Genomic DNA, 26,021 nt, shown 5'->3' with positions numbered 1-26,021 from the left:
GTCTCGCAGTTCTCAGGCGGCTTGCGCGGCAAGCGGGGCCGCAATCAGTCGGGCGCCGTCATGGCCGGCGACCATGGCGTCGACGATTTCGCCGGGCGCGCCGGCGTCGATCGCGGCCAGCGTAAAACCTTCGGTGCGGCCAAGCCCGTCGCGCTCGACCAGAATCGATTGCCGTGTGCCGGAGAGCGACAACAAATGACGACGGTAGGCGGCCTCGCCGGCGGCGCGTAGCCTCGCGGCGCGCGCCTTCACCACCTCGCGGCGAACCTGCGGCATGCGCGCGGCCGGCGTGCCTTCGCGTGGCGAGAACGGAAAGACGTGGAGATGCGTCAGGCCGCATTCCTCGACTATTCTTTCCGAATTCTCGAACATCGCCTCGGTCTCGGTCGGGAAGCCGGCAATGATGTCGGCGCCGAAGACGACACCGGGACGCAGCTTGCGCACGTCCTCGCAGAAGCGGATCGACTGGTCGCGCAGATGGCGGCGCTTCATGCGCTTCAGGATCATGTCGTCGCCCGACTGCAGCGACAGATGCAGATGCGGCATCAGCCTCTGTTCAGTGGCGATGGCGTCGAGCAGGTCGTCGTCGGCCTCGATGGAATCGATCGAGGACAATCTCAGCCGCTTCACGTCGGGCACCTGGCGCAGGATGGTCTTCACCAGCTTTCCCAGCGTTGGCGCCCCCGGCAGGTCGGCGCCGAAACTGGTCATGTCGACGCCCGTCAAAACGATCTCGGCATAGCCGTTGCCGGCCAGCCGCCTCACCTGCTCGACCACCGCGCCCATCGGCACGGAGCGCGAATTGCCGCGGCCGTAAGGGATGATGCAGAAGGTGCAGCGATGGTCGCAGCCATTCTGCACCTGCACGAAGGCGCGCGCGCGGCCCTCGATGGCGTCGACCATGTGGCTTGCCGTCTCGCGCACCGAAAAAATGTCGTTGACGCGCGCCTTCTCGGTGTCGTTGACGCCGAAATCGGGCAGCGCGCGATAGGAGTTGGCCTTGAGCTTCTCCTCATTGCCGAGCACCAGGTCGACCTCGTCCATTGCGGCGAAATTCTGCGGCTCGGTCTGGGCCGCGCAGCCGGTGACGATGATGCGGGCTGAAGGGTTCTCGCGGCGCGCCTTGCGGATCGCCTGCTTGGCCTGGCGCACCGCTTCGGCGGTGACGGCGCAGGTGTTGAAGATGAAGGCGCCGCCATCGAGCTCGCCCAGGCCGGCGCTTTCGGCCTCGCGGCGCATCACTTCCGATTCATAGGTGTTGAGGCGGCAGCCGAAGGTGACGACGTCGATACCTGTCGTGGTGGAGGCTTGGGATACCACGCCTTTTTGAAGGGCGGACATCAAGCGGCGCTTTCGGTGTCGCGGGCCCAGGCGCCGGTCGAGGGATCGAAGCTGCCGGAAAATTCCCATTCGGCGGCACCTGTCAGGACGACGTGGTCGTCGTCGCGCCATTCGACATTGAGCTCGCCGCCACCGGGCGTCAGCAGCGAGACGTTGCGGCCGGTGCGCCTGGTGCGGGCCGCCGCGACCGCGGCGGCGCAAGCCGCCGAGCCGCAGGCCTTGGTGAGGCCGGCGCCGCGCTCCCAGGTGCGGATGATCATCGTGCGAGGCGAAGTCACCTGGGCGATGGTGATGTTGGCGCGCTCGGGGAAGATCGGATGGTTCTCAAGCAGCGGGCCGAAGCGGTCCAGCTCATAAGACCAGACGTCGTTGTCGACCCAGAAGATCACGTGCGGGTTGCCCATCGACACCGCCGAGGGCGAATGCAGCACCGGGGCGTCGATCGGGCCGATCTGCAGCTCGATCATGCGGGTATCGCGAAACTCTTCCGCCAGCGGGATCTCCTGCCAGCCGAAGCGCGGCTTGCCCATGTCGACCGAGATAAGGCCGTCGGCATGCTCCTGCGCATTCAAGATGCCGGCGCGGGTCTCGAAGGTGAAGCTCTTGTTGCCCGTCTCGGCGGCCAGAGCCTGCACGACGCAGCGCATGCCGTTGCCGCAGGCCTGCGCGCCGGTGCCGTCGGAGTTCAGGATGTCGATATAATAGGCGGTGCCCGGTGTGCGCGCATCATGGATGGCCATGATCTGGTCGAACTTGGTCGCCGCGTCGCCATTGAGGGCGATCGCGGCCGCCGCCGTCACCTTGTCGGCGCGGCCGCGCATATCGGCAACGATGATCTCGTTGCCGATGCCGTTCATCTTGGCGAAGGGGGCGCTGCCTGCCATCTAACCGGTCGTTCCAATCCGTTTGGCCAATCCGTTTGGGCGCTATATGGCGGAAACGGGCAGGAATTACCAGTCCAGCGTGGCTCTGGCGACGACGACCAAGTGGTCGCGCAGCGACGACCAAGTGGTCGCGCTTATGTTACCGCGAAGACGCCGAGCACGATCAGCAGGAAGATGATCAGCACGATGCCGATGAGGATGCGCGCGCCGGTAGCGGCCGCGCCTGCCAAAGCCGGCATGCCGAGCAGGCTCGCGGCTGCGGCGATGATGAGAAGGATGATGATCCACCTAATCATGGGAAGCTCCAGCGGTTTGCGTCGTCCGATCAACGCGTTTGGCCGGTTTGGGTTCCTTTGTAGATGGCCGGCACGTCCCATAGCTCTCCCGGCCGCATGGCACGGAAACGCTCCGGGGGCAGGTCTTCGGCGGCCAAAGCCTCGGCCAGTTTCCGGGCCGGCTCATCGACCGGCTCGTCGGTGAGGTGGAAGGTGCCCCAGTGGCAGCCGGCGGCAAAGGCGGCGTTGCACAGCTTCATGCCCTGAACGGCCTCCTGCGGATTCTGGTGCTGCGGCGCCATGAACCAGCGCGGCTCATAGGCTCCGATCGGCAGGATGGCGAGGCGGAAGCCGCCATGCTTTTCTCCCATCAGCCGGTAGTTGATGCCGTCATGGAAACCGGTGTCGCCGGCGAAATAGATATTGCCGGCCATCGTCTCGATGACGAAGCCAGCCCACAGCGCCATGCGGCGGTCGCGCCCGCCGCGCGCCGACCAGTGATGCGCCGGTTCGACATGGATGGCGGCCGCGCCGGCATCGAGCCTGTCGCCCCAATCATGCACGCTGAGCCGCATGCCGGGCGCCGCGCGGCCGATGATGGCGTCATTGCCGAGCGGCGCGATCACCAGCGGATCGTGTCTCTCCCTCAGCCGCTTCAGCGTGGCGAGGTCGAGATGGTCGTAGTGATTGTGGCTGATCAGGACCAGGTCGATGGGCGGCAGGTCGGCAAAGGCAATCCCCGGCGCATTGACCCTTCTCGGCCCGACGAAGGCGAAAGGCGAGGCGCGCTCCGACCAGACCGGGTCGGTCAGGATATTCAACCCCGCCGTCTGGATGAGGAGCGAAGCATGGCCGACCATGGTGAGTCTCAGCGCGCTGCCCTCCACCCGTATATCAGGCTTCGCCGGGGGATACGGGCTCGGAACCGAAGCCGGCCATTTCGCCCGCCCGCCGCCGAATTGCCATTTGATGAGATCGGTGAAGCTCCCGGGCGGCTTGCCGCCGGGATTGAAGAACAGGGCGCCGTCGAAATGATCGCTCGGCGGCCCGCTGTAGTAGCGGTTGGCGGTTCCCGTTCTCGCGGCCATGCTGTCTCCCGCCCGCTTGTGTCGTTTCCTGAGATAAGGACGCGCCGGCCTGGCGCAAGCATTTTGCCGCGGAATGCCAATGGCCGAAGCCGGGCTCGTCTAGGATCGGCAGACAGGGGGGATCGTCATGGTAACGAAGCGAACCAAGATACCGTGGATGAAGGCCGAGGATTTCGGCCGTTCGCTGCGGCTTGGGGTCGGCGTCAACCTGCTGGTCACCGACATGAGGGCGATGGAGGCTTTCTGCCGCGATGTGCTTGGCGCCCGGATCATCCATGGCGACGAGGATTTCGCGGCGATCGAGCTGTTGGGCTCTATCTTCATGCTGCATGCCGACCATTCCTATCTGGACAATCCGATGACCGGCGTCACCGCAGGCGCCGAGACTCGCGGGGCCGGTATCGAACTGCGCCTTTACGGCGCCGATCCGGACTCGGTCGAGAAAAAGGCGGCCGCGCTCGGCCACATCGTGCTGGCCGGCTCGATCGACAAGCCGCATGGCTTGCGCGAATGCTACATCGTCGGCCCGGATGGTTATGTGTTCGTGCCGAGCGCCAGGATTTAATATTGATATTTCAATAGATTATAAGGTTTTCAGCGGCAGCTTCCCGACTGTGGCCCTCCGCTGCGATAAATTTGCAACAGCCGCGTCGAAAACCCTATTTTAACCATATCGGGTTGAAATTCTGCCACCTTCGCCGTCTTGGTGAAGCGGAGATTACGCGGATGGCTCCCCCCGGCCAGATCCGACGGAGGTGGTAAATGCATTTTTCAAGGACTGGCCTTGTGGCCGTATCGCTGGCCGCGCTCGTTGCGGGCGGCTGCTCGACCTCGCGCTTCTCGTCGATGGACGACCAGCAGCCGGCGCCGCTGACCCCGGCGCCCTCCGGAACGGTGACGCAGAATCAGCTGCCGCCGCCGGCTTCCCCCGGCGCCGCCGATGCGTCGCAATTCCCGACCGCTCCGAAGAACACCCAGGTAGCCTCGCTGCCGCCGGACGGCACCGCGCCTGCCGGCGCCACCGATCTCACCGCGGCCAGCGTCGCCGGCGTCTGGAACGTCAATGTCTCCGGGCAGAGCTGCAAGGTGGCGACGCCGCAGACCAAGTTCGGCGCCGGCTACCGCGCCGGTCCGCTGCACTGCCCGGCTCCGATCGACGGCATCAAGTCGTGGAATGTCGCCGGCAAGCAGCTGACGCTCTACGACGAAAACGGCGGCACGCTGGCCAGGCTCTATTCGTCCGGCGGCGAAAAGTTCGACGGCCAGACTTCCAACGGGCAGCCCATCTCGCTTACAAGATAACGCGAAGGTGTGCTGATATTCAGGTGAGGCCGGCCTGCAAATGCCGGCTTCGTGCGCTTCCGGCCTTCGCCGGCCGAAGCACTTAGGAGTGGCGTGGCAGTTAAATTAAGGCTATGGCCGGCGAAGGCCGGTGCTCACGTACTTCAAGTACGCTCCGCTCCGGTTCTCGGAACCCGCCATTTTCGACTCGGCCTGACCTGAATCTCAACACACCCTGGCCCTTCCTCAGGCGTTCCGCGCAAAAAAATGCAAAAGACCGGACCCATGCATCTGCGCGACGGTATCCAGACCCACGCGACCGTCAGGCAGCGCTACGACCATCTCGTCCAGAGCGGCGCGGCCGAGCGCGACCCGGCGCAGGAGCGCATCGTCGCCGCGCTCGACCGGCTGACCGACGAGATCTCGGCCAAAAGGCTGGCGCATAAATCGAGCGCGCTGGGCTGGCTGTTCGCGGCCAAGCGGCAGTCGCGGGAGCCCGTCAAAGGCCTCTACATCCATGGTGGCGTCGGGCGCGGCAAATCCATGCTGATGGACATGTTCTTCGAGCTGTTGCCGGTCCGGCGCAAGCGCCGCGTGCATTTCAACGACTTCATGGCCGATGTGCAGGACCGTATCCAGAGGCACCGGCAGGCGCGCAAGGAAGGCACGGTCAAGGAAGACGATCCGATCCCGCCGGTGGCGCGGGCGCTCGCCGATGAAGCCTGGGTGCTGTGCTTCGACGAATTCTCGGTCACTGACATCGCCGACGCGATGATCCTGTCGCGCCTGTTCTCGGCGCTGTTCGCCAGCGGCGTGGTGCTGGTCGCCACCTCCAATGTGGCGCCGGAGAACCTTTATCGCGACGGGCTGAACCGCCAGCTCTTCCTGCCGTTCATCTCGTTGCTGGAGCGCAATGCCCATGTGATGGCGCTGGATGCCGAGAAGGACTACCGGCAGGAAAAGCTCAACCGCCAGCCGGTCTATGTCACGCCGGACGACGCTGCGGCCGAGCGCGCGCTGGACGAGGCCTGGAAGGCGATGACGCATGGCCAGCCAACCGGCGAGGTGACGCTGACGCTGAAAGGCCGCCAGCTTGTCGTGCCGCGCGCCGCCGGCGATGTCGCGCGCTTTTCCTTTGCCGACCTCTGCGAAAAGCCGCTCGGCGCGCGCGACTATCTGGCGATTGCCGGCCGCTTCTCGACCGTTTTCATCGACCATGTGCCGGTGCTGGGCGAAGGCAAGCGCAACGAGGCCAAGCGCTTCATCCTTTTGATCGACACGCTCTACGACCACCGCATGCGGCTGGTGATGAGCGCGGCGGCGCCGCCCGAGCGGCTTTATACGGCCAAGCGCGGCACGGAAGTGTTCGAATTCGAGCGTACAGCCTCGCGCCTGGTCGAGATGCAGAGCCGCGACTGGCTGGACGGCTGGGCGGAACGGCGCGACAGGACGCAGCCTGCGGGGGCGCTGTCCCGCCGGCGTTAGAGGGTGCCCTGCTTAAATCACAACCGCGTCATCGCCCGGATGAAGCCTTCTGATTTCGACGTTCATTGTGTAAATTCTCCTCGGTCGGCTCACAAACTTTGACGTTTACGTAATTCCCGATACATCTAACCGATTGAAAACGTTAGGCTCAAAATAATCGTTTGAATTTCTTCCGCGCCGGAGTTATTCGGTGCGGCCAAATCTCGCGGTTTCCCGCATCCTTTCGGCCCTCCGGCCCGTCACGACTTCGTCACAGACAAAGGAAAACATCCTCACATGGCACGCAACAAGATAGCGCTCATCGGCTCGGGCATGATCGGCGGCACGCTCGCCCATATGATCGGCCTCAAGGATCTCGGCGACGTGGTGCTGTTCGACATCGCCGAGGGCATTCCGCAGGGCAAGGGTCTCGATATCGCGCAGTCTTCGCCGGTCGACGGCTTCGACTCCAGGCTGACCGGCGTCAACGACTATGCCGGCATCGAGGGCGCGGATGTGTGCATCGTCACCGCCGGCGTGCCGCGCAAGCCGGGCATGAGCCGCGACGACCTTCTCGGCATCAACCTCAAGGTCATGGAACAGGTCGGCGCCGGCCTCAAGAAATATGCGCCGAAGGCCTTCGTCATCTGCATCACCAACCCGCTCGACGCCATGGTGTGGGCCCTGCAGAAGTTCTCCGGCCTGCCGACCAGCCATGTCGTCGGCATGGCCGGCGTGCTCGACAGCGCCCGCTTCCGCTACTTCTTGGCCGAAGAGTTCAAGGTCTCGGTCGAGGACGTCACCGCCTTTGTGCTCGGCGGTCACGGCGATTCCATGGTGCCGATGATCCGCTATTCGACCGTCTCGGGCATCCCGCTGCCCGACCTCATCAAGATGGGCTGGACCTCGAAGGAAAAGCTCGACCAGATCGTGCAGCGCACCCGCGACGGCGGCGCCGAGATCGTCGGCCTGTTGAAGACCGGTTCGGCCTATTACGCGCCGGCGGCGTCGGCGATCGCGATGGCCGAATCCTACCTCAAGGACAAGAAGCGGGTGCTGCCCTGCGCCGCGCACCTCTCGGGCCAGTATGGCGTCAAAAACACCTATGTCGGCGTTCCGGTGGTGATCGGCGCCGGCGGCGTCGAGCGCGTCATCGAGATCGACCTCTCCAAGGCCGAGCAGAAGATGTTCGATTCCTCGGTCGCGGCGGTCCAGGGCTTGACCGAGGCCTGCACCAAGATCGCCCCGCATCTCGCCGGCAAATAACAGTCCTTCCCGGAGACCACGCGCATGAATATCCATGAGTATCAGGCCAAGGCGCTGCTGAAGACGTTTGGCGCGCCGGTCGCAAGCGGCGTTCCGGTGTTCAAGGCCGGCGAGGCAGAAGCCGCGGCAGAAGCGCTGCCCGGCCCGCTCTATGTCGTGAAGAGCCAGATCCATGCCGGGGGCCGCGGCAAGGGCAAGTTCAAGGAGCTCGGCCCCGATGCCAAGGGCGGCGTGCGCCTGGCGAAGTCGGCGGCGGAAGTCGTCGCCAATGCCAACGAGATGCTCGGCCACACGCTGGTCACCAAGCAGACGGGGCCTGCCGGCAAGCAGGTCAACCGCCTCTATATCGAGGACGGCGCCGACATCGAGCGCGAGCTCTATCTGTCGATCCTGGTCGACCGCTCGGTCGGCCGCATCGCCTTCGTCGTCTCCACCGAGGGTGGCATGGATATCGAGACGGTCGCCCACGACACGCCGGAAAAGATCGTCACCGTCGCCATCGATCCGGAAAAGGGTGTGAGCGCCGACGAGGTGAAGAAGCTCAACGCCGCGCTGAAGCTCGACGGCGATGCGGCGAAGGACGGCGGGACGCTGTTCCCGATCCTCTACAAGGCCTTTGCCGAGAAGGATATGAGCCTGCTCGAGGTCAACCCGCTGATCGTCATGAAGGACGGGCATCTGCGCGTGCTCGACGCCAAAGTGTCGTTCGACAACAATGCGCTGTTCCGCCATCCGGACGTGATGGAGCTGCGCGACACCTCCGAGGAGGACGAGAAGGAGATCGAGGCGTCGAAATACGACCTCGCCTATGTCGCGCTCGACGGCAATATCGGCTGCATGGTCAACGGCGCCGGCCTTGCCATGGCCACGATGGACATCATCAAGCTCTATGGTGCCGAGCCGGCTAACTTCCTCGACGTCGGCGGCGGCGCCTCCAAGGAAAAGGTCACGGCGGCGTTCAAGATCATCACCAAGGATCCGGCCGTCGAAGGCATCCTGATCAACATCTTCGGCGGCATCATGAAGTGCGACGTCATCGCCGAGGGCGTGATCGCCGCGGTCAAGGAAGTGGGCCTGAAGGTGCCGCTGGTCGTGCGTCTCGAAGGCACCAATGCCGAGCTCGGCAAGAAGATCATCAACGACAGCGGCCTCAATGTCGTGTCGGCCGACGATCTGGATGACGCGGCCAAGAAGATCGTCAAGGCGGTGAAGGGCTAACCAAGGAGAGCGCTGCGTGAGTAGCTTCCCAGTCCATTGGGAGGAAGAAGTTCAAAGCCTCGATCAGCCGGCCGCGTGTCCGTATTCGATCGATGAAATCGAGCAGTATCTTTGTTGGTGCCACGATCATTCGAAGTTGGACGAGAAGCCGATGCACTACAAAGTGCACGGCGCGGTCGCTGAGCAAACGGAAGATGAGCGGCATTTCTGGCTGTACCGGGCATCAGACGAGGTTGGGCGCGAGTGGTACGTTGTCGTTGGAAGCGGGAAGAGTCCGTTCAAACCTTCGATGAAAATGAGAGGTTGGATGTACGGCAAAGAGAACGTTCTTGGCCTTATGCCTCACCATTATCTGAGAGATGAGATTGGCGACCAGCGCCTCGCGGACGCCAGATGAAAAGGAATGAGCGGATGCCTCCGCGCAAGATAAACCTGGTCGAGGCGGCGGACGCGAAGATCGCCAAGGTCTTCGATCCGCATATCGCCGGCGACGTCAACGATGCCCAGGCCAAGGTCGCCAAGTTCGGCGAGGTTTTCGACTGGCATGCGCATGACCATGAGGACGAAGCCTTTCTCGTGCTGCGCGGCAGGATCGCCATCGACTTCCGCGACGGGCCGGTCGAGCTCGGCGAGGGCGACTTCATCGTCGTGCCGCGCGGCGTCGAGCATCGGCCGCGCTCGCTGACGAAGGAGCCGGTGGTGCTGATGTTCGAGCCGGCGACGACGCTCAACACGGGCAACGCCCGGAGTGACCTCACCGTCACCGACCTGAAGCGGCTCTGAGCCATGAACGCGTCACCCTTCTCTTCCCTCTCGGGCGGCCACCAACGCCTGCAGGCGCTGGTCGGCGCGTGGCGCGGCGAGGAAGAGATTGCGGCCACGCAATGGACCGATGCCGGCACGGCAACGTCGGAAGTGCAGTCCGAGGCTGAGTTCGGCGGCCTGTTCGTGGTGCAGCGCTATCGCCAGCGCCGCGACGGCACCGTCTCGTTCGGCGCGCATAATGTGTTCGGCTTCGACCAGCAGAGCGGCCTCGTCACCATGCATCAGTTCGACTCGATGGGATTCGTGCCGATGTCGCCGGCTACCGGCAGGTGGAACGGCAGCGAGCTGATGCTGGAACGCTCGTCGCCGCGCGGTGCCGCGCGCGCGGCGTACAGCTTTGACGGCGCTGACGCCTACCGCATGAAACTTCAGTTCAAGCCCGCCGGCAGCGATGCATGGCAAGACATGGTGAGCGGCCTCTACCGGCGCGTTCCGCCTTCCTCGATCAACGGTTTTTAGAAAAGGGCCACGATGTCCATTCTCGTCGACAAGAATACCAAGGTGCTGGTCCAGGGTCTGACCGGCAAGACCGGCACGTTCCATACCGAGCAGGCGCTGGCCTATCACGGCACCCGGATGGTGGGCGGCATCAACCCGAAGAAGGGCGGCGAGACCTGGACCGGTTCGAAAGGCGAAAACCTGCCGATCTTCGCCACCGTCGCCGAGGGCAAGGCAAAGACCGGCGCCAACGCCTCCGTCATCTACGTGCCGCCGGCGGGAGCCGGCGAGGCCATCATCGAGGCGATCGAGGCCGAGATCCCGCTCATCGTCTGCATCACCGAAGGCATCCCTGTGATGGACATGGTCAAGGTCAAGGCGCGGCTCGACCGCTCCATCTCGCGGCTGATCGGCCCGAACTGCCCGGGCGTGCTGACGCCCGACGAATGCAAGATCGGCATCATGCCCGGCAACATCTTCCGCAAGGGCTCGGTCGGCGTTGTTTCGCGCTCGGGAACGCTTACCTATGAGGCAGTCTTCCAGACCACCAATGTCGGCCTCGGCCAGACCACAGCGGTGGGCATCGGCGGCGACCCGGTCAAGGGCACCGAATTCATCGACGTGCTGGAGATGTTCCTCGCCGACGACGAGACCAAGTCGATCATCATGATCGGCGAGATCGGCGGCTCGGCCGAGGAAGACGCCGCACAGTTCCTCAAGGACGAAGCCAAGCGCGGCCGCAAGAAACCGATGGCGGGCTTCATCGCCGGGCGCACCGCGCCGGCCGGCCGCACCATGGGCCACGCGGGCGCGGTGATCTCCGGCGGCAAGGGCGGCGCGGAAGACAAGATCGCGGCGATGGAATCGGCCGGCATAAAGGTGTCGCCGTCGCCGGCCAGGCTCGGCACGACGCTGGTCGAGGCGATCAAGGGTTAAGGGAGTAGGGGAGTAAGGGAATAGGGGAGTAGGGAAAGATCAGCGGCAAAAATGCCCTACTCCCCTACTGCCTTACTCCCCTACTCCCTTCCAGAAAAGGAGACGGAGCCAGGCTCCGCAGACGAAAATGGCAAGACAAGATCAGGCCAACGACCAATTCTCGCTCACCTCATTCCTTTATGGCGGCAATGCCGACTATATCGACGCGCTCTACGCGGCCTATGAGGACAATCCGGCCTCCGTCGATCCGGAGTGGCAGGATTTCTTCGCGGCGCTGAAGGACGACGCGGGCGATGTCCGCAAGAACGCTAAGGGCGCCTCCTGGGCGAAGCCTTCCTGGCCGCTGCAGGCCAATGGCGAGCTGGTCTCGGCGCTCGACGGCAATTGGGGTCTGGTCGAAAAGGCGATCGAAAAGAAGGTCAAGGAAAAGGCCGTCATCAACGGCGCCGTGCTTTCCGACGCCGACGTGCACCAGGCGACGCGCGATTCCGTGCGCGCCATCATGATGATCCGCGCCTACCGCATGCGCGGCCACCTGCACGCCAATCTCGACCCGCTCGGCATCGCCAAGCCGCTCGAGGACTATAACGAGCTGTCGCCGGAGAATTACGGCTTCACCGAAGCCGATTACGACCGGCCGATCTTCCTCGACAATGTGCTCGGGCTCGAATTCGGCAGCATCCGGCAGATGCTGGATATCCTGACCCGCACCTATTGCTCGACGCTCGGCGTCGAGTTCATGCACATCTCCGACCCGGAAGAGAAGGCCTGGATTCAGGCGCGCATCGAAGGCGCCGACAAGGAGATCACCTTCACCGCCACTGGCAAGAAGGCGATCCTGTCGAAGCTGGTCGAGGCCGAGGGCTTCGAGCAATATATCGACGTCAAGTACAAGGGCACCAAGCGTTTCGGCCTCGATGGCAGCGAGTCGCTGATCCCGGCGCTGGAACAGATCGTCAAGCGCGGCGGCCAGCTCGGCCTGAAGGAAATCGTGCTCGGCATGGCGCATCGCGGCCGCCTCAACGTGCTCTCCCAGGTCATGGCCAAGCCGCACCGCGCCATCTTCCACGAATTCAAGGGCGGCTCGGCGGCTCCCGACGAGGTCGAAGGCTCGGGCGACGTCAAGTACCACCTCGGCGCCTCGTCGGACCGCGAGTTCGACGGCAACAAGGTGCACCTGTCGCTGACGGCCAATCCCTCGCATCTGGAAATTGTCGACCCTGTCGTGATGGGCAAGGCGCGCGCCAAGCAGGATCAGTTGTCCGGCCGTGAGCGCGGCGAGATCGTGCCGCTGTCGGAGCGCGCCAAGGTCATGCCGCTGCTGCTGCACGGCGACGCCGCCTTTGCCGGCCAAGGCGTGATCGCGGAAATCCTCGGCCTGTCGGGCCTGCGCGGGCATCGCGTCGCCGGCACGTTGCATTTCATCATCAACAACCAGATCGGTTTCACCACCAATCCGCGCTTCTCGCGCTCCTCGCCCTATCCGTCGGATGTGGCCAAGATGATCGAGGCGCCGATCTTCCACGTCAATGGCGACGATCCGGAAGCGGTGGTGCATGCCGCGAAGGTAGCGACCGAATTCCGCATGAAGTTCCACAAGCCGGTGGTGGTCGACATGTTCTGCTACCGCCGCTTCGGCCACAATGAAGGCGATGAACCGTCCTTCACCCAGCCGATCATGTACCGCAACATCCGCAGCCATAAGACCGTGGTGCAGATCTATGCCGACCGGCTGATCGCCGAAGGCCACGTCACCCAGGCCGAGGTCGACAAGATGCGGGCCGACTGGCGCGCGCATCTGGAAGCCGAATGGGAAGTCGGCCAGCACTACAAGCCCAACAAGGCCGACTGGCTGGACGGCGCGTGGTCGGGCCTGCGCACCGCCGACAACCAGGACGAACAGCGGCGCGGCAAGACCGCCGTGCCGGTGCGCACGCTGAAGGAGATCGGCAAGAAGCTGACCGAGGTGCCGAAGGACTTCGAGGCGCACAAGACCATCCTGCGCTTCCTCGAAAACCGCCGCCAGGCGATCGAGTCGGGCGAAGGTATCGATTGGTCGACGGCCGAGGCGCTGGCCTTCGGCGCCATCCTGCTCGACGGCAATCCGATCCGGCTTTCCGGGCAGGATTCGGAGCGCGGTACCTTCTCGCAGCGCCATTCGGTGCTTTACGACCAGCGCGACGAGAACCGCTACATCCCGCTCAACAACCTGTCGGCGGCGCAGGCCGGCTACGAGGTGATCAACTCGATGCTGTCGGAAGAGGCGGTGCTCGGCTTCGAGTATGGCTACAGCTTGGCCGAGCCCAAGGCGCTGACGCTCTGGGAGGCGCAGTTCGGCGACTTCGCCAATGGCGCCCAGGTCGTGTTCGACCAGTTCATCTCGTCGGGCGAGCGCAAGTGGCTCCGCATGTCGGGTCTCGTATGTCTGCTGCCGCATGGCTATGAGGGCCAGGGGCCGGAGCATTCGTCGGCGCGGCTGGAGCGCTTCCTGCAGCTTTGCGCCGAAGACAACATGCAGGTCGCCAACGTCACCACGCCGGCCAATTATTTCCATATCCTGCGCCGGCAGTTGAAGCGCGACTTCCGCAAGCCGCTGATCCTGATGACGCCGAAGTCGCTGCTGCGCCACAAGCGGGCGGTGTCGACGCTGCCGGAAATGTCGGGCGAAAGCTCGTTCCACCGCCTGCTTTGGGACGATGCGCAGCTCTTGGCCGACCAGCCGATCAAGCTGGTGAAGGACTCCAAGATCCGCCGTGTCGTGCTGTGCTCGGGCAAGGTCTATTACGACCTCTATGAGGAGCGCGAGAAGCGCGGCATCAACGACATCTACCTGCTGCGCGTCGAACAGCTCTATCCGTTCCCGGCCAAGGCGCTGATCACCGAGCTGTCACGCTTCCGCAACGCCGAGATGGTGTGGTGCCAGGAAGAGCCCAAGAACATGGGCGCCTGGTCGTTCATCGATCCCTATCTCGAATGGGTGCTGGCGCATATCGACGCCAAGCATCAGCGGGTGCGCTACACCGGCCGGCCGGCCTCGGCCTCGCCGGCGACTGGGTTGATGTCGAAGCATCTCAGCCAGCTGGCCGCGCTGCTCGACGACGCTCTCGGCGAATAAGGGCGCCGGGCGGGTAAGCAGACCGGACGAAACAGACCTCAAGAAGACAACGGACAGGCACAATGGCTACCGAAATCCGCGTCCCCACTCTCGGCGAATCCGTCACCGAGGCGACTGTCGGCAAGTGGTTCAAGAAGGTCGGCGACGCGATCGCCACCGACGAGCCACTGGTCGAGCTCGAAACCGACAAGGTGACGGTGGAAGTGCCCGCCGCGGGCGCCGGAACGCTGGCCGAGATCGCCGTCAAGGAAGGCGAGACGGTCAATGTCGGGGCGTTGCTCGGATCGATTTCGGCGGGCGGCGCGGCCCCGGCGACCAAGCCGCAGGCAGTCGCCCAGGCTTCCAGCCCGGATGCCGCATCCACCGGCAAGCAGGCCGCGGCCGAAACCGCCAGAATCGCTGGCGATGCCGGCCAGATCGAGCCGCGCACCATGCCGCCGGCGCCTGCCGCCGCCAAGCTGATCGCGGAGGCCAATCTCTCGGTCGACCAGTTGTCCGGCTCCGGCAAGCGCGGCCAGGTGCTGAAGGGCGACGTGCTCGACGCCATCGCCAAGGGCGCCCCTTCCCAGCCGGCCGAGACGCCGAAGGCTGCTCCGGCTCCAGCGCCGGTCGTTGCCCGGGCGCCGTCCTCGACCGCCGATGCGCCGCGCGAGGAACGCGTGCGCATGACCAAGCTGCGCCAGACCATCGCGCGCCGCCTGAAGGAGGCGCAGTCGACCGCCGCCATGCTCACCACTTTCAACGAGGTGGATATGAGCGCGGTGATGGCGCTGCGGTCCAAGTACAAGGACGTGTTCGAGAAGAAGCATGGCGTGAAGCTCGGCTTCATGGGCTTCTTCACCAAGGCTGTGACGCACGCGCTGAAGGAGATCCCGGCGGTCAATGCCGAGATCGACGGCACCGACATCATCTACAAGAACTTCGCCCATGTCGGCGTTGCCGTCGGCACCGACAAGGGGCTGGTGGTGCCGGTGGTGCGCGATGCCGACCAGATGTCCATCGCCGAGATCGAGAAGGAGATCGGCCGTCTGGGCCTCGCCGCGCGCGACGGCAAGCTGTCGGTGGCGGATATGCAAGGCGGGACGTTTACGATTTCTAACGGTGGTGTTTACGGATCGCTGATGTCGACGCCGATCCTGAACGCGCCGCAGTCGGGCATTCTTGGCATGCACAAGATCCAGGAGCGGCCGATGGTGGTCGGCGGCCAGATCGTCATCCGGCCGATGATGTATCTGGCGCTGAGCTACGACCACCGCATCGTCGACGGCAAGGAAGCGGTGACCTTCCTGGTGCGGGTCAAGGAAAGCCTGGAGGATCCCGAGCGGCTGGTGCTCGATCTGTGATCGGAGCCGATCCGCAATGAGCGGCTGGCTGGAACGGTTCGGGCTCGGCCGGACGGCATGCGGCTTGCGGCGTAGCATCTTCCTGCTTGGCCTCTCCGCCGCCATCCCGTCGCCCGCAATGGCCGCCGACTGGGATCCGGCGACGGCCAGCAGCAATTTCGGCATCTTTGCGCTCAGCGACGCGCAATTGGCAGAGCGCAAGATCACCGTCACGCCGATCGGCGAGCTCGAACTCCCGACCGGCGAGATCATCGCCTGCGATCCTCTGATCACGACCGACGACTGGCCGGCGCTGGCGCGCAGGGTGAAGCCCGGGCACTATCCGGTCGCGCTGTTCGAGGCGCAGGGTCGCGTGGCCGCGGCGTTCCTTCGCTTCCGGCCGGGCGTGCCGGTGCGCTGGGAGCTCGCCACATTGCCCGGCCAGGACGTCTCGACGCTGAACGGCGACGAAATCTTCGGCTATCCCGTCGATGCCGGCCTCGGCTCGTTCATGGACAAGGCGGCGATGGCCTTGATGACGGCCGCGCAGGACAAGCTGAAGCCCGATCAGAACTATTATGACGATGTGCTGGCGGCCGAGTTCGCGCCCAACCAGGACCGGTTCGTCATGCACCGTCCGGCCGCCGGCAATCCGGTCAACATTGCGATATTCTGGAGCGGCTGGGGCGATGGTTTCTATCCGTCCTTCTGGGGGCTGGACGCGGCGGGTGAGCCGGTGGTCCTGATGACCGACTTCGGCGTGCTCGAAAACGCCGACGGCCGCGAAAGCGACCAGGGCAAGCGATGACGAGTGCCGCCTCGCCCATGATCGGATTGATGGCCGGATCGCTGGCGCTTACGGCAGTGAATTCCAGCGCCGAGGCCGCCTGCCCGATCCAGCTTGCCATCTATGGCGAAGCAAAGAGCGGCGCCGAGATCGATTTCACGCCGGCCGGCAGTTCGGCGACGATCACCAACAATTTCCGCATGATCCTCGACAACAATGTCGTGCTCGACGGCATTGCCATGTGGACCGAGGGATCGGCCGCGCGGCCGCATGGCTCGCTGATGTACAAATGCCCGACCGGCGACGTCACCGGCGAGGAGCTTGCCGCCTGCACGGTCTGGGAAGGCGTCGTCTACAGCGCCGACGACAAGGGCACGATCGGCCTGCTGCCGGCCGAAGGCGCCGAGGCACCGAAAAGCCTGATCTTTCCCGATCTCGGAGCGTCGCTGGAGATGTCGGCCGCCTATGGTCCCGCCGGTTTCTCCAAGGTGCCTTGGGACATCTTCGTGCTGAAAGGCTGCCAGGAATGAGCGCCGAGAAAAAGACGCTGCTGGTTACCGGCGGCAGCCGCGGCATCGGCGCCGCCATCTGCCGGCAGGCAAGCCAAGCCGGCTACCGGGTGGCGGTCAACTATGTCTCCAACCAGGCGGCGGCGGACATGCTGGTCGCCGAGCTCAAAGCCGGTGGCGGCGATGCTTTCGCGGTCAGAGGCGATGTCGGCAACGAGGCCGATGTCCTGGCGATGTTCGAAGCCGTCGACCGGGCGTTCGGCCGGCTCGATGCCTTCGTCAACAATGCCGGCATCGTCGACGTCAAGGCGCGGGTCGACGAGATGAGCGCGGCGCGGCTGGAGCGCATGATGCGCATCAATGTCGTCGGCTCCTTTCTCTGCGCCCGCGAAGCGGTCAAGCGCATGTCGACGCGACACGGCGGCCAGGGCGGTGCCATCGTCAACTTGTCCTCGGCAGCGGCCAGGCTGGGTTCGCCCGGCGAATATGTCGACTATGCCGCCTCCAAGGGCGCGATCGACACCATGACCATCGGCCTGGCGCGTGAGGTGGTGCTCGAAGGCATTCGCGTCAACGCGGTCAGCCCCGGCATCACCGAGACCGAAATCCATGCCTCGGGCGGCCAGCCCGATCGGGTGGCGCGGATGCAGGATTTGCTGCCGATGAAACGCGCCGGGACAGCCGACGAAGTCGCCAGCGCGGTTCTCTATCTTTTGTCGGATGCGGCCTCCTATATAACGGGCGCGATCCTGAATGTGAGCGGCGGCCGCTGAGGGCCAGACCAGAAGGACACCATCATGGCTTATGACGTCGTTATCATCGGATCGGGACCGGGCGGCTATGTCTGCGCCATCAAGGCGGCACAGCTCGGGCTGAAGACGGCGGTGGTCGAGAAGAACGCCACCTTCGGCGGCACCTGCCTCAACATCGGCTGCATCCCGTCGAAGGCGCTGCTCTACGCCTCCGAGATGTTCGCGGAAGCCGGCCATGCCTTCGATACGCTGGGCATCGAGCTACCGGCGCCGAAGCTCAACCTGAAGAAGATGATGGCACATAAGGACGCGACGGTGACGTCCAACGTCAACGGCGTCGCGTTCCTGTTCAAGAAGAACAAGATCGATTCCTTTCGCGGCACCGGCAAGGTGATTTCCGGCGGCAAGGTTTCAGTGACGGGCGAGGACGGCAAGGTCGAGGAGATCGAGACCAAGAACATCGTCATCGCCACCGGCTCGGATGTCGCCGGCATTCCGGGCGTCAAGGTCGATTTCGACGAGAAGGCGATCGTCTCCTCCACCGGCGCGTTGTCGTTGGCCAAGGTGCCCGCCAGCCTCGTCGTCGTCGGCGGCGGCGTCATCGGGCTGGAACTCGGCTCGGTGTGGGCCCGGCTCGGCGCCAAGGTCACCGTGGTTGAGTTCCTCGACACTATCCTGGGCGGTATGGACGGCGAGGTGTCGAAGCAGTTCCAGCGGCTGCTTTCTAAGCAGGGTTTCGAGTTCAAGCTCGGCGCCAAGGTCACCGGCGTCTCCAAGGTCAAGAAGGGCGCCAGCGTCACCTTCGAGCCGGTCAAGGGCGGCGCGGCCGAAACCATTGAGGCGGACGTCGTGCTGGTCGCCACGGGGCGGCGCCCCTATGCCGACAGCCTCGGGCTGAAGGAAGCCGGCGTCGAGGTCGACGAGCGCGGCCGCGTCAAGACCGACGGGCATTTGAGGACCAATGTGCCTGGCATTTATGCCATCGGCGACGTCATTGCCGGGCCGATGCTGGCGCACAAGGCCGAGGACGAGGGCGTCGCGGTGGCCGAAACGATCGCCGGCCAGGCCGGCCATGTGAATTACGACGTCATCCCGAGCGTCGTCTACACCAGCCCGGAGATCGCTTCGGTCGGCAAGACCGAAGAAGAGCTGAAGAAGGCCGGCATCGACTACAAGGCCGGAAAATTCCCGTTCAGCGCCAATGGCCGCGCGCGCGCCATGTTGCATACCGACGGCTTCGTGAAGATCCTGGCCGACAAACAAAGCGACCGCGTGCTCGGCGTCCATATCGTCGGCTTCGGCGCCGGCGAGATGATCCACGAGGCGGCGGTGCTGATGGAGTTCGGCGGCTCCTCGGAAGACCTGGCGCGGACTTGCCACGCGCATCCGACGATGTCGGAAGCGGTCAAGGAAGCGGCGCTGGCCACGTTCTTCAAGCCTATTCACATCTGAAAGGCGTCATAGGCTTCTTCTATCTTTGTCTGCTATCGGCGTGGCGACTTCGGCAGTTTCTTCGCCTCCTTGGCCAAGGAGGCGATGCGTTCGTCAGCTTCCTGATGGCGTTCAAGCTTCCGCTGCCGATCGAATTTCTCGTACTGCGCTTCAGCGATACGCTTTGCGTCAGAGGTTTTCACGGAGCCGCCGGATCGCAGGACTGTTCGCCCAAGCTGACGCAACTGTTGGTCGAGAAGGGCCTGCGCATCCTGCATCACGACAAGCCTGCCCATGTCGAGCTGGTCTTCGAATATGTCGAGCAAGATGGTCGTGAGCCGGTTTAGCTCTTTGATCTCGCCTTCAGCGAGATAGTTCTTCGAAACGGCGACATCAGTCTTTCTAATGTTGTCGTTTGGCCACGACCGTAAGCCCATGTTTTCAAATTGGTAGTTTGCCCTGGCGGCGATTATTTCCGCGGGCGTCTGCGATGTGACCGCGTAGACCAGCTTGGCTTGCGTCCGTTGATAGAACTCGCGCGCCGCTTCGGTGGTGCCGTCGTAGTCCTGGCACATGGCGCAAATGCTGCGCAGCTCGCGGTAGATGTTCGCCTCGTCGGAACGAATGTCACGGATTATCTCACGTAGCTCAGCGACCCGATCTGCACTCTCGGGACGCTTTAGACGTGGAGAATCGACAATGAATCCCTTCTTGGCGAACTGGACCAGGATGCCCGTGGCCCAGCGACGGAAAAGAGTGGCCTGGGTCGATGACACCCGATAGCCAACCGAGATCACCATATCCAGGTTGTAGACAGCGACCGGCCTGCCCAGACTTATGTGCACTTTTTGCACAGAAGTCGCTTCGTCGAGTTCCCCCTCCTCAATTACATTGTTGATATGTCGCGTGATCGTGGTGCGATCCCGCCCAAATAGGTCGGCAATCTGCGCCTGCGTCATCCACAGGGTGTCACCTTCGAAGCGGATATCGAGCTGAATGCCTTTTTCGGTGCTGTAGACGAGAAACCGATCGCCAGTCTCTTCGTCTTCTACCAGATGAACCGGTTCATTTTCATCATCAGTCATAAGGATGCCCGACTCGGTTGCACGAGAACATTATAGCAACTTCCGCTACCGAACACCCGGTCATGCCACCATTCTCCGCGATTTGCCTGCCCCAACCAAAACGGCCCGCCTCTCGGCGGGCCGTTCATCTTCAAGCTGTTGCCAGGTTACTGAGCCGGCGCAGGTGCCGGGGCTGGCGCAGGGGTGGGCGCGGGCGCGGGCGCAGGTGCCGGAGCTGGCGCGGGAGCCGGGGCAGGCGCCGGAGTTGGCTCAGGCGCCGGAGCAGGCGTTGCAGGGGCCGGAGCCGGCGTGCTGGCGGCCGGCGGCTCAGCCGGGGCGGGCGCATGCTCGCCGCCGCTTCTGCCAAAGACATAATACGCAACCACGGCCAGGATAATGACAACAAGGGCGATCAGCCAGCCGCTGCCGCCGCCACCGCCACTCGAGGTGGGAGGCGTGCTCGAAGGGGTGAACGGGTCGTTAGGGTTCGCCATGAAACGTGTCCTCCTTGGATGAAAGTCATCAAAATAACAGCCATCAACGCGCTGAGCCCGCATCGGGTTTCACGCGGACGGACGGAAAGCGCTGAAAAACCGGCGTTTTCAGGTCCGCCAGCCGCCAGACGACTCAGTTGACGGCGGTAACAGTATACCCTGCCTTGCGAAAATCCTCGACCAGTCCTTCCGAACCGGGCAGATGCATGGCGCCGACGGCCATGAAGACGTTGCCCTTGGCCAATATCGGCCCGGCATGCGCCGCCATCACCTTATTGCGGCTGGTGATCATGGTCTGCTCGAAGGCGGCATAGCCGGCCTTGTCGTCCGCCGTCTCCGGCAGCACGGCGCGGAACAGCGGCCAGAACATGCCGACCTCGCCACGCTGGTAGAGCACGATCATCGTCTCGTTGACGTCGTTCACCTTGTCGCCGAGCTTCATCGTCTCGACCAAGCTCTTCATGTGGAATTCGATCGGCAGCGAGGCCATCGCGCGCAACTGATCGACGGCGGTTTCGAGCCCTTCGACGTCCTTGCCCGAAGCCTTGGCGTCCGAGGCAAGCTTGACGTCCAGCACGGGTTCGCCGGCGCTCTGGCGCGCCACCTCGCAGGCCGGCAACGCCATCATCGCCGACAGGATCCACGGCTTCATCTTGGCGACCGTCGCCGGCGGGATGCCGCGCGCGTCGAGCCCCTTGTCCAGCGCCGCCGCATCGTCGGGCGACAAGAGCGACGACAGCGTGGTGTTGTCGGTGAACATCATCAGGCCGGGTTCGCTGGCCATCGCGGCCATCATCTTGGCCTTGTCCATCGCATCGGTGGTTTCGATGACGATTGTGCCCGCGCCGTCATAGGCTTTCTGCGCCGCGGCCGGCAGCGTCGTGACGCGCGTATCCGTCATGTGCATGGTGCCGAACAGATAGGACGGTTTTTCGCCGGGCTTCTCCAGCTTCCACAGCAGGCCCTTGCCGTCGGGAACGGCCGCGGCCTCGGTCTCGACCTTCTTGAAGGCGGCGGGATCGTTCTTCTCCAGCGCGGTCAAAAGATCGGCGCCGGCGCAATTGGGCGCTGCGGCATGGGCCCGGCTGGCGAGCAGCAGAACGGCGAGGAAAGACAGGAAAAACAGCAGGTTGAGCGCTGCAAGCAGCTTCAACGAGACCAGGGCCGCGCGGTCGGCGATGGCGATGACGCGTTTCATGGGAAGCGTCTTAGCGCCGAAAAGCGGCAAAACGGTTAACCGGGAGGATGAAATTGTTTCCGGTCCGGTGAGCTTTGATGTTCGCTCGGGTTTTCGGAAGGAATGCGTTGACCGAAACGTCTATCGCTTCGTCATCCACGGGCGGAGCAAGGAGCGAAGCGACGCAGCGCAGACCCGAGGATCCATTCCGTGTCTTCAAAGCGCCGCTGCGGTCCAGAATTCTACACCGTTGCACCCCTCGGACGAGGTCACGGCAGGATACCAGGGTCTGCGTGCGTCGCTACGCTCCTTGCTTCGCCCTGGAATGACGAAGCCGCGGGGCTTCGCGCCACCCCAGCGGCTTCACGCCCTTGGATGCGCCTTCTCGTAGATGTCGAGCAGCCTTGCGGTGTCGACGCCGGTGTAGATCTGGGTGGTCGAAAGGCTGGCGTGGCCGAGCAGTTCCTGGATGGTGCGCAGGTCGCCGCCGCGGCCGAGCAGGTGGGTGGCGAAGGAATGCCGCAGGGCGTGCGGCGTCGCGGTGTCGGGCAGGTTGAGCGCCGAGCGCAGCTTCGCCATTTCGCGCTGGACGATGGCCGGGTTGAGCAAGCCGCCACGGGCGCCACGGAACAGCGGGCCGTCGGAACCAATATGGAAAGGGCAGAGCCGGCGGTATTCGGCAACCGCCTTGCGGGCTACCGGCAGCACAGGCACCAGCCGCGTCTTGCCGCCCTTGCCGGTGACGCGCAGCACGCTGTCGGCTTCCGTCGCCAGGTCGGCGCCGGTCAGGCCCAGCGCCTCGGAGATGCGCAGGCCGGAGCCGTAGAGCAGCGTCAGCACGGCGGCGTTACGCGCGGCGATCCACGGCTCTTCCGCCAGTTGGCCCTCCATCGCCACGACCTGTCTGGCGTCGCTTGCCGTCAGCGGCTTGGGCAGCGATTTCGGCTGGCGCGGCGCGCGCAGGGCTGCGGCGCCCGCCGCGTTGACCAGACCGCGTTTTTCGAGAAAGCGCAGCAGCGAGCGGATGCCGGCAAGGCCGCGCCCCAGCGTGCGGGCGCCAGCGCCGGTGTTGCGCCGCGCGGCGAGGAAGCCGCGCAAATCGGCCGGCCGCAGGTCGGCAATGTCGGAGATACCCGGCGCGCCGCCGCAATGGCCGGTCAAGAAATGCAGGAATTGGCGGGTGTCGCGCTCATAGGCCTCGACCGTTTCCGGCGACAAGCGGCGCTCATGCGCCAGCGTCTTCAGCCAGGTCTCGCGGGCCGCCTGAAGGTCGGGTTTTGACGGGATGAGGAATTCCTGCATGGCGGCAGTTTCGGGCATGCGGGTTAGGAAGCGGTGAAGAGGCCGTCATTGAAATGGCGGCTTGACGGCGTTAGAGCAGGAGCAAAGGAAGCGCCGCCGATGTCGAAGCTCGAAAACCCCGTACAGATGGCCGTCATCGGCGCCGCGCACGGCATCAAGGGCGAATTGCGGGTGAAAACCTTCACCGGAGACCCGCTGGCGCTGGCCGATTACGGCCCGCTTTATGCCAAGGACGGCCGCGCCTTCCAGATCACCGATATCAGGCCGGCCGGGACTGTGGTGGTCGTGCGTTTCAAAGGCGTCGGCGACCGCAATGCCGCCGAGGCGCTGGCCGGCACCGAGCTTTTCGTCGACCGCTCGGTGCTGCCCGACGAGGGCGAGGAGGACGAGTTCTATCACGCCGATCTCATCGGCCTCGATGTCAGGGATGATACGGGCGTCATCGGCAAGGTCGTCGCGGTGCATAATTTCGGTGGCGGCGACATACTCGACGTCACGCTTGCCGGTCGCAAGGGCGTGCTGATTCCGTTCACGCAGGCCGCGGTGCCGCATGTCTCGATCGCCGACGGATTCGTTGAGGTCAACCCTCAGGCGGCGGGGCTGGTCGAAGACGAAGAAGGCGACGAAGCGCCCAGGGATGCCGGCTTTGACCCGAAGGGTCGGCCGCGCGGACCGAAGGATGCCGGGGGCAACCGGTGAGCTTTGCCGCCTCGGTGCTGACGCTCTATCCGGAGATGTTTCCGGGCGCGCTCGGCCTGTCGCTGGCCGGCCGCGCGCTGGAGGCCGGAACTTGGTCGCTCGAAGCGATCCAGATCCGCGATTTCGCCACCGACAAGCACCGCACCGTCGACGACACGCCGGCCGGCGGCGGCGCCGGCATGGTGATGCGCGCCGACGTGCTGGCCAAGGCCATAGACCACGCCTCGCCGCCCGGCGATAAGCGTCCAAGGCTGCTGATGAGCCCGCGCGGCAAACCGCTGACGCAGGCCCGCGTGCGCGCGCTGGCCGCCAGCCCGGGCGCGGTCATCCTGTGCGGCCGCTTCGAAGGCGTCGACCAGCGGCTGATCGAGGCGCGGGGGCTGGAGGAGGTCTCGGTCGGCGATTTCATCCTGTCGGGCGGCGAGCCGGCAGCACTTGTGCTGCTCGATGCCGTGGTGCGGCTGCTGCCGGGCGTCATGGGCAATGCCGTGTCCGGCGAGGAAGAAAGTTTCGAGAACGGCCTGCTCGAGCATCCCCACTACACGCGTCCGCAGGAGTTCGAAGGCAGGCCGATCCCAGACGTGCTGATTTCCGGCAACCACAAGAAGATTGCCGAATGGCGTCGCGCGGAGGCCGAGAAACTGACGCGGGAGCGGCGGCCGGATCTGCTGAGGGCTGCTCAGCCCTTGGTGAAATAATAGAAGGCCAGAAACAGGCCGACGGCGACGACGAAGCCGCGCACGACGCCCTGCGGCACGCGCTTGGCGATCCAGACGCCTGCATAGCCGCCGAGCGCGCCGCCAGGGATCATGACGATCGCCTGCGGCCAGGCGACGACACCGCCCGAAACGAAGACCAGGATGGCGATGGCTGCGATGACCACGGCCAGCATGTTCTTCAGCGCGTTGAGCCGGTGGTAGTCGCCGGCCTGCGTCAGGCCGAGCGTCGCCAGCATCATGACGCCCATGCCGGCGCCGAAGAAGCCGCCATAGACGGAGGTCGCGAACTGGGCGAGCGATCCGGCGAATGAGCCGACCTTGGCCTCGGCGCCGGGCTTCGGGGCTGGTTTCAACCATGGCCCGGCGGCGAACAGCGCGGTCGCGGCGATCAGCAGCCAGGGCACCAGCGCGCGGAAGGACGGGTTGGAGAGCGCAAGCAGGATCAGCGAGCCGGCCAGCGCGCCGAGGGCGGAGATGACGCAGAGCAGCAGCGCCTGGCGCCAGAAATGCCTGATGTCGTCGAGATAGGCGAGCGTCGAGGTGATATAGCCGGGAAACTGCGTCACCGAGGAGGTAGCATTGGCGACGATCGGCGGCAGGCCGACCAGCGTCATGGCGCCGAAGGTGACGAAGGTGCCGCCGCCGGCGACGGCATTGACCGCGCCGGAGACAAAGCCTGAGAGAAAGAGCAAGGCGGCATCGAAGAAAGTCATTTCCCCGCTTAGGAAGCTTGCAAGCCGCGCGCAACCCGGCACGGCCGCAGTAAATGTGGGCCATGGGCGCAAAATATGCCGCAACGCCCTTGTTTTGATGCATGTCGTGGTCCCGGAACCGCGCGCACTTCCGGGCGACATGCATTAGGGCGTGACAAAGTGGCAAAATGGCTGTATGTGCCCGCCCGAACCGGAAGAACAATCTTTCGGACCCGTCAACAAGTGCGGTGTAGTCGTCCCTGCCCGATGTCCCGATACAAATTTGGGGACAAAGGGCATAGCCGAGCGGTCATTGGAACTGCAAGGCGAGCGCAGGACGCTCTGACTGTCGGAAGAACAAGAAGTGGATATTTGAGATGGATCTCATCCGCCAGCTCGAGGCCGAACAGGCCGCCAAGATCGAAGCCAAGCGCAAGCTGCCCGAATTTCAGCCGGGCGACACCGTGCGCGTCCAGGTGCGTGTCACCGAAGGCACCCGCACCCGCGTCCAGGCCTATGAGGGTGTCGTCATCGCCCGCGCCGGCTCGGGCTTCCAGGAGAATTTCACGGTACGCAAGATTTCCTACGGCGAAGGCGTGGAGCGCGTTTTCCCGGTCTACTCGCCGATGGTCGAGGGCGTCGAGATCGTGCGCCGCGGCAAGGTTCGCCGCGCCAAGCTCTATTATCTGCGCGACCGTCGCGGCAAGTCGGCCCGCATTTCGGAAAACACCGGCGTGCGCGCCCGCAAGCTGAACGATGAAGAGCGCGACGCGCTGAACGCCGAGCGCGCCCGGATCGAGGCCGAGAAGGTCGCCGCCGCCCAGGCGCTGGCAGCCGAGACGGCCGCCAAGGAAGCCGCCGAGAAGAAGGCCGCCGCCGAGGCCGCTTCGGCCGAATAAGGTTTTTGCGAGACAGGTTCTGGAAAGGCGGCTTCAGCCGCCT

At 64.5% G+C, this 26,021-nt stretch carries 26 protein-coding genes; 18 read left to right on the top strand and 8 right to left on the bottom strand.

The features are described from left to right. Nucleotides 1-12 precede the first annotated feature (12 nt). The 4 genes from mtaB to FJW05_RS19330 form a co-directional block, all read right to left on the bottom strand. The gene (gene mtaB / locus FJW05_RS19345; RefSeq protein WP_140634892.1) at nucleotides 13-1,341 is read right to left on the bottom strand and encodes a tRNA (N(6)-L-threonylcarbamoyladenosine(37)-C(2))-methylthiotransferase MtaB; all 1,329 of its coding nucleotides are present in this window, start codon (nucleotides 1,339-1,341) and stop codon (nucleotides 13-15) included. After that, complete coding sequence (gene dapF, locus FJW05_RS19340) at nucleotides 1,341-2,225, bottom strand: diaminopimelate epimerase (RefSeq protein WP_140634890.1); 885 nt, start codon at nucleotides 2,223-2,225, stop codon at nucleotides 1,341-1,343. The genes mtaB and dapF overlap by 1 nt, the downstream gene beginning before the upstream one ends. Before the next feature lie 134 nt (nucleotides 2,226-2,359). Next, nucleotides 2,360-2,521, bottom strand: a complete 162-nt coding sequence (locus FJW05_RS19335) for a DUF1328 family protein (RefSeq protein ID WP_031195454.1) — start codon at nucleotides 2,519-2,521, stop codon at nucleotides 2,360-2,362. 29 nt (nucleotides 2,522-2,550) lie between these two features. After that, a complete protein-coding gene (locus FJW05_RS19330; RefSeq protein WP_140634888.1) occupies nucleotides 2,551-3,588 on the bottom strand; it encodes an MBL fold metallo-hydrolase in 1,038 nt (345 codons plus the stop codon). 127 nt (nucleotides 3,589-3,715) lie between these two features. Between FJW05_RS19330 and FJW05_RS19325 the strand changes: the two genes are divergently transcribed. The 15 genes from FJW05_RS19325 to lpdA all read left to right on the top strand — a co-directional run bounded on the left by FJW05_RS19325 (nucleotide 3,716) and on the right by lpdA (nucleotide 18,953). Continuing rightward, nucleotides 3,716-4,153, top strand: coding sequence for a VOC family protein (locus tag FJW05_RS19325; protein ID WP_140634886.1), 438 nt, complete (start codon nucleotides 3,716-3,718; stop codon nucleotides 4,151-4,153). Between the two features lie 197 nt (nucleotides 4,154-4,350). Further along, nucleotides 4,351-4,890, top strand: a complete 540-nt coding sequence (locus FJW05_RS19320) for a protease inhibitor Inh/omp19 family protein (RefSeq protein WP_140634884.1) — start codon at nucleotides 4,351-4,353, stop codon at nucleotides 4,888-4,890. A gap of 264 nt (nucleotides 4,891-5,154) precedes the next feature. Continuing rightward, on the top strand, nucleotides 5,155-6,354 hold the full coding sequence (gene zapE / locus FJW05_RS19315; protein ID WP_140634882.1) for a cell division protein ZapE: 1,200 nt from the start codon (nucleotides 5,155-5,157) through the stop codon (nucleotides 6,352-6,354). 276 nt (nucleotides 6,355-6,630) lie between these two features. Then, nucleotides 6,631-7,599, top strand: a complete 969-nt coding sequence (gene mdh, locus FJW05_RS19310) for a malate dehydrogenase (protein WP_140545550.1) — start codon at nucleotides 6,631-6,633, stop codon at nucleotides 7,597-7,599. Between the two features lie 24 nt (nucleotides 7,600-7,623). After that, nucleotides 7,624-8,817: an ADP-forming succinate--CoA ligase subunit beta gene (gene sucC, locus FJW05_RS19305; protein WP_140634881.1), complete on the top strand. Its 1,194-nt coding sequence runs from the start codon at nucleotides 7,624-7,626 to the stop codon at nucleotides 8,815-8,817. 16 nt (nucleotides 8,818-8,833) lie between these two features. After that, a complete protein-coding gene (locus FJW05_RS19300; protein ID WP_140634879.1) occupies nucleotides 8,834-9,214 on the top strand; it encodes a hypothetical protein in 381 nt (126 codons plus the stop codon). 14 nt (nucleotides 9,215-9,228) lie between these two features. Next, nucleotides 9,229-9,600: a cupin domain-containing protein gene (locus FJW05_RS19295; protein WP_140634877.1), complete on the top strand. Its 372-nt coding sequence runs from the start codon at nucleotides 9,229-9,231 to the stop codon at nucleotides 9,598-9,600. A 3-nt stretch (nucleotides 9,601-9,603) separates the two neighbouring features. Beyond that, entirely contained in the window at nucleotides 9,604-10,101 is a 498-nt protein-coding gene (locus tag FJW05_RS19290; protein ID WP_140634875.1) for a DUF1579 family protein, read from the top strand. A 12-nt stretch (nucleotides 10,102-10,113) separates the two neighbouring features. Further along, nucleotides 10,114-11,016: a succinate--CoA ligase subunit alpha gene (sucD, locus tag FJW05_RS19285; RefSeq protein ID WP_140634873.1), complete on the top strand. Its 903-nt coding sequence runs from the start codon at nucleotides 10,114-10,116 to the stop codon at nucleotides 11,014-11,016. A gap of 127 nt (nucleotides 11,017-11,143) precedes the next feature. Then, a complete protein-coding gene (locus FJW05_RS19280; RefSeq protein WP_140634871.1) occupies nucleotides 11,144-14,131 on the top strand; it encodes a 2-oxoglutarate dehydrogenase E1 component in 2,988 nt (995 codons plus the stop codon). 62 nt (nucleotides 14,132-14,193) lie between these two features. After that, a complete protein-coding gene (odhB, locus tag FJW05_RS19275; protein WP_140634869.1) occupies nucleotides 14,194-15,474 on the top strand; it encodes a 2-oxoglutarate dehydrogenase complex dihydrolipoyllysine-residue succinyltransferase in 1,281 nt (426 codons plus the stop codon). Between the two features lie 118 nt (nucleotides 15,475-15,592). Continuing rightward, nucleotides 15,593-16,261 (top strand): DUF4241 domain-containing protein, encoded by a 669-nt coding sequence (locus FJW05_RS19270; RefSeq protein WP_246673536.1) that lies wholly within the window; start codon nucleotides 15,593-15,595, stop codon nucleotides 16,259-16,261. Next, a complete protein-coding gene (locus FJW05_RS19265) occupies nucleotides 16,258-16,770 on the top strand; it encodes a hypothetical protein (RefSeq protein WP_140634865.1) in 513 nt (170 codons plus the stop codon). The genes FJW05_RS19270 and FJW05_RS19265 overlap by 4 nt, the downstream gene beginning before the upstream one ends. Beyond that, entirely contained in the window at nucleotides 16,767-17,522 is a 756-nt protein-coding gene (locus tag FJW05_RS19260; RefSeq protein WP_140634863.1) for an SDR family oxidoreductase, read from the top strand. Before FJW05_RS19265 ends, FJW05_RS19260 begins: the two co-directional genes overlap by 4 nt. A 24-nt stretch (nucleotides 17,523-17,546) precedes the next feature. Continuing rightward, nucleotides 17,547-18,953, top strand: coding sequence for a dihydrolipoyl dehydrogenase (lpdA, locus tag FJW05_RS19255; protein ID WP_140634861.1), 1,407 nt, complete (start codon nucleotides 17,547-17,549; stop codon nucleotides 18,951-18,953). 32 nt (nucleotides 18,954-18,985) lie between these two features. Here lpdA and rhuM read toward each other — a convergent pair whose 3' ends face one another. From rhuM to FJW05_RS19235, 3 genes are all read right to left on the bottom strand, one after another. Continuing rightward, nucleotides 18,986-20,017: a RhuM family protein gene (gene rhuM, locus FJW05_RS19250; RefSeq protein WP_140634859.1), complete on the bottom strand. Its 1,032-nt coding sequence runs from the start codon at nucleotides 20,015-20,017 to the stop codon at nucleotides 18,986-18,988. Between the two features lie 606 nt (nucleotides 20,018-20,623). Then, on the bottom strand, nucleotides 20,624-21,688 hold the full coding sequence (locus FJW05_RS19240) for a TraB/GumN family protein (protein ID WP_140634857.1): 1,065 nt from the start codon (nucleotides 21,686-21,688) through the stop codon (nucleotides 20,624-20,626). A 342-nt stretch (nucleotides 21,689-22,030) separates the two neighbouring features. Beyond that, nucleotides 22,031-22,969, bottom strand: a complete 939-nt coding sequence (locus FJW05_RS19235; protein ID WP_140634855.1) for a tyrosine recombinase XerC — start codon at nucleotides 22,967-22,969, stop codon at nucleotides 22,031-22,033. A gap of 99 nt (nucleotides 22,970-23,068) precedes the next feature. Between FJW05_RS19235 and rimM the strand changes: the two genes are divergently transcribed. Together rimM and trmD are read left to right on the top strand one after the other, a co-directional pair. Then, nucleotides 23,069-23,668 (top strand): ribosome maturation factor RimM, encoded by a 600-nt coding sequence (gene rimM, locus FJW05_RS19230; RefSeq protein ID WP_140634853.1) that lies wholly within the window; start codon nucleotides 23,069-23,071, stop codon nucleotides 23,666-23,668. Next, nucleotides 23,665-24,366: a tRNA (guanosine(37)-N1)-methyltransferase TrmD gene (trmD, locus tag FJW05_RS19225; RefSeq protein ID WP_140634851.1), complete on the top strand. Its 702-nt coding sequence runs from the start codon at nucleotides 23,665-23,667 to the stop codon at nucleotides 24,364-24,366. Before rimM ends, trmD begins: the two co-directional genes overlap by 4 nt. Here trmD and FJW05_RS19220 read toward each other — a convergent pair. Beyond that, nucleotides 24,348-25,100: a sulfite exporter TauE/SafE family protein gene (locus tag FJW05_RS19220; RefSeq protein WP_140547008.1), complete on the bottom strand. Its 753-nt coding sequence runs from the start codon at nucleotides 25,098-25,100 to the stop codon at nucleotides 24,348-24,350. The two genes, trmD and FJW05_RS19220, sit on opposite strands and share 19 nt — an antisense overlap. A 356-nt stretch (nucleotides 25,101-25,456) precedes the next feature. Here FJW05_RS19220 and rplS point away from each other — a divergent pair, with 356 nt between their 5' ends. Further along, nucleotides 25,457-25,978 carry a 50S ribosomal protein L19 gene (gene rplS, locus FJW05_RS19215; RefSeq protein WP_095769549.1) on the top strand — a complete coding sequence of 174 codons (522 nt, stop codon included), beginning with the start codon at nucleotides 25,457-25,459 and terminating at the stop codon, nucleotides 25,976-25,978. Nucleotides 25,979-26,021 lie beyond the last annotated feature (43 nt).

The sequence above is a fragment of the Mesorhizobium sp. B2-9-1 genome (assembly GCF_006439455.1).
Classification (GTDB): Bacteria; Pseudomonadota; Alphaproteobacteria; order Rhizobiales; family Rhizobiaceae; genus Mesorhizobium.
Note: the sequence above shows the minus strand (reverse complement) of the source record. Positions and strands in the feature narration are given on the sequence as shown.